We start from the raw sequence: 1,090 nt of genomic DNA on the forward strand, positions 1-1,090 counted from the left end.
ATAATGTAACGGCGAGACATAGCAACACGTTACCAACGCCGTTTTATCTTCACTGGTGTGGTTAGGCAACTCGTAACTTAAAAACCCGACGATTTCCCCTTGTTTCTCAACCACGATCAATTGAGCCAGTTGCTCCGTCATAACTCGTGTCCACATCCTTTCTCGGCGCTCAATGGTAAACTGCTCTATATAGCTTTGTGGCATTAACCCTTTGTACGCCACCTGCCACGAATCGACATGTATTTTAGCAATTTGAGCTGCTTCTTCTCTGACAGCATTCCTTACTGTGTATCCCATTACTTTCCTTTCTATTCATCCTGAGTAAATACGCGCAATCGGTTATAAGCTTCAAAGCCCAAAGATTCGCACAACTTAATCGAAGGTGTATTTTCGATATTTACTCGGTATCTCACTTTACGATCTCGCGTTTTAACCTCCGCCACTAAGTGTGAAAGCAAGCGCTTACCGTACCCTTTTTCTCTCGCTTTAGGGCTAACCAGTAACGATAACGACTCAAATGGCTCCTTTCCTTCGTAGCAATATGACGCTAATGCCGCAACCAATTTACCCTCTTCTAAAATGCCATAGAAGAAGTGGCTATCGAGCTCGAAATCGGCTTTCTCAATATCTTCTGCGCTGTTACTACGTAAAAATACGTCAAGCAACTCATTGTCAGATTCAATATTCAAAGTGAAAACATCAGCATCTTTATTGAAGGTATTATCATTAAATAAATGATAGTCGACGTCGTCATATTCGCAGAATAATTGCAGGTTATTTAATTTTCTCTCTAGCTCACTCGGCTGAAAATGTTTAATTTTATGCCAGAGATTTTCCGGACAGGATAAAAGAGTAAACGCATCAGATTGGAATAAATAAACAGCGGTGTGTTCGGAAAACCTTTTCCAAAATTGGGAGTCATAGTAATAACCGTTGTACGGTTTTTGACTGAGTTCAAACTGATTGCGCCAAGAGCAATCGATTTCTGCTGTTTTCGCAGATGATTTTATAAGCATCCCTACCTCTCTACCTTTGCAGTAGAAAATTATAACTATTTGTTTCGTAGGAACTTAGAAAAACATGAATTTGG

1 protein-coding gene and 1 pseudogene are annotated in these 1,090 nt (G+C 40.2%); both read right to left on the reverse strand.

What is annotated here, in order from left to right; translation table 11 throughout:
* Positions 1-297, reverse strand: a pseudogene (locus R7Q38_RS24530) (GNAT family N-acetyltransferase); the annotation flags it as partial.
* Positions 298-308: 11 nt separating this feature from the next.
* On the reverse strand, positions 309-1,016 hold the full coding sequence (locus R7Q38_RS24535; RefSeq protein ID WP_021449249.1) for a GNAT family N-acetyltransferase: 708 nt from the start codon (positions 1,014-1,016) through the stop codon (positions 309-311).
* Positions 1,017-1,090: the final 74 nt, after the last annotated feature.

The sequence above is a fragment of the Vibrio sp. Vb0598 genome, assembly GCF_033338935.1.
Taxonomy (GTDB): Bacteria; Pseudomonadota; Gammaproteobacteria; order Enterobacterales; family Vibrionaceae; genus Vibrio; species Vibrio alginolyticus.

What these genes read in the sequence shown, in the direction of transcription:
- R7Q38_RS24535 (WP_021449249.1), bottom strand. Translation starts at nt 1,016, where the DNA reads ATGCTTATAAAATCATCTGCGAAAACAGCAGAAATCGATTGCTCTTGG.